We start from the raw sequence: 1,597 nt of genomic DNA, 5'->3' as shown, positions 1-1,597 counted from the left end.
GTCCTGCTGTGGGCATTCAGGCATCCATGAAAAAGCTACCCCATCGGAGCAGCATTGCCAGCCAAATAGCGGGGCTTAATCTCTAAGTGCGGACTCTCTTGGCCCCGCAGGCGCCCTGGCTGAAGGTCCCTGACCGTATCTCCCCGGCCAGGGCGTTTTCGTTCGCGCTCTTGAAAATGCTGTTCTAACTAGACCATTCGGTCTAAGGCATCAGTCGGGCTACCTTTTCCAAGTAAGAAAGTGTTTACTCTCCGTATTGGAAGCACGCTACTTTATTCAGTCGATTTACATACTAAGTTTTTTAGTATTGGGGCAGACCCGACTTCTTGAGCTGAGGTATCATGGTGAATCGATAACACCATGGCCATGGTCCCTCAGCTTCTTCCAACTTATTCAGCGGCACACTTATTCTTTACCCTGTCCGGTTGTGATCCTATCACCGGGATTGGATGGGCCTATAGAGATGCGGGGTTTTCCCTTAATCCTGCATGGCGCCCTGGTTGAATGTCCGTAAACACCACTGGGCTAGGGCGTTTTCATATCCGCCCCATACTAAAGATCCGCGAGACGCGAGCCTGAATGGAAGGCGAATTCCTTACGGCCTCGGGGTACTATCCTCTGATTGGGCGCGTTGCGTATCTAGCGGCTACTGAATATTTACTTTGCGCGGTCATTATGCCTGCACCGGGTACGTTGCGTTTTAGCCCGAACAGAATGCGGAGGTTGTTCCTTTCCTCCGCTKGCGCCCTGGCTGATGATCCGGAAGAGCATCGGCTGGGGCGTTTGACTTTATGCCTAAGCTTGATATTCAGAGCGCGCCATCAGCCCCAAAGCTTTGGCGAGCGCCCCGGCTGATTACTTTCCAGGTCCCTGGCTGGGGCGTTTTTATATCCGCCCAAGAAAAACCCCGCCATAAGACGGGGCTGAGTGGGTCTGTACTAGCGGAGTCCTCTCAATATAGGCCTCACAGACGAGCCTGCACTTAGGCCAGATGGTCTAGAGGCTCGCCGTAGCGCGGCCATGAAAAGCCGCCCTCTCGGAGCGGCTACGAATTCTTTACGATGTCGGCCCTAGATGACCGGACAGGGCTATGAGCCCGTAGAGATGCGTTGTTACCCGGCATCACATAGCGCCCTAGTTGAGAGCCAAGCCCCGGTTTCTCGACTGGGGCGTTTTCATTTCATCGTTTGTCACGTTTCACATAGATAAAACAGCCTGCAATGAGATGTGTGAAATGTCGATCTATTGGATGCGAACAGCCGACGTATACCCGGATGGTCGTCATGGTCCGAACTTCTTCATGGCCTTTGACCCGGAGGTGAGGTTCCCCCGGTTTCGCATGGTCGAAGGGGATGAGACCATCGGCAACATTCACCTGATCGAAGGTGGACCGGAATCCGGCCTGTGGCAGTGGTCGATGACGGTTTCCCTTCCTGGCCCGCGCTATGGCAGCCCCACCAGTGGGCGGGATGCAGGCCGGGGCGCCGTAGCTCGTCGCATGATCGACGTCTATCGCCACTATCTGACAACGCGGCCGGAGCAATACCCGCGTGCATGACGAACTCCGATCCCCGATCAAGCACCATCTTGCCCCTGT

The 1,597-nt window shown here is 55.0% G+C and carries 1 protein-coding gene; it reads left to right on the top strand.

The features are described 5' to 3' along the window. Nucleotides 1-1,234: 1,234 nt before the first annotated feature. Nucleotides 1,235-1,558, top strand: coding sequence for a hypothetical protein (locus tag ACXJKO_RS31855; protein ID WP_457094990.1), 324 nt, complete (start codon nt 1,235-1,237; stop codon nt 1,556-1,558). Nucleotides 1,559-1,597: the final 39 nt, after the last annotated feature.

Source organism: Microvirga sp. P5_D2, from assembly GCF_054049475.1.
This window is presented reverse-complemented; position numbering and strand designations above follow the sequence as displayed.

Excerpts from the sequence above, each read along its gene's own strand:
- ACXJKO_RS31855 (WP_457094990.1), top strand. The coding sequence starts at position 1,235 with ATGTCGATCTATTGGATGCGAACAGCCGACGTATACCCGGATGGTCGT.